This is a genomic window from Klebsiella sp. K47, from assembly GCF_051858335.1.
Lineage (GTDB): Bacteria > Pseudomonadota > Gammaproteobacteria > Enterobacterales > Enterobacteriaceae > Klebsiella > Klebsiella pneumoniae.
This window is the reverse complement of the sequence record NZ_JBPYUI010000134.1, coordinates 1-280: the sequence shown is the minus strand read 5'-3', so window position 1 is coordinate 280 and position 280 is coordinate 1. Positions and strand designations below refer to the sequence as shown.

The following is a 280-nucleotide window of genomic DNA, read 5'->3' as shown; positions in this document are numbered from 1 at the left end:
CCAATGGTGTTGAGCCGCTTAAAAGCCCATTTGATCACCCACAACCCTTACGTGAAGATGTGGTTTCAGAAACCAATCATCGTGATGAATATCAAGCCATTGCACCGCAAGTGCAAGACGGTTTGTACCTAGTTCCTCGCGTGATTGAATAATTTCTATTCAGTTAAACCATTATTTTGTAAAAATTAACGTAAAGACATTTCTCATGACAGATTTACATCGCTTATCGATTCGTGAACTCTCTGAGGGTTTAGCTGGGGCTAAATTTTCATCTCGCGAA

At 40.4% G+C, this 280-nt stretch carries 1 protein-coding gene; it reads left to right on the top strand.

Annotated elements, in window-relative coordinates; all coding sequences use genetic code 11:
• Positions 1 to 152 (top strand): Asp-tRNA(Asn)/Glu-tRNA(Gln) amidotransferase subunit GatC (locus RRF55_RS27420; protein WP_439419220.1); only part of this gene is annotated, 152 nt, incomplete at its 5' end.
• Between the last annotated feature and the right edge of the window lie 128 nt (positions 153 to 280).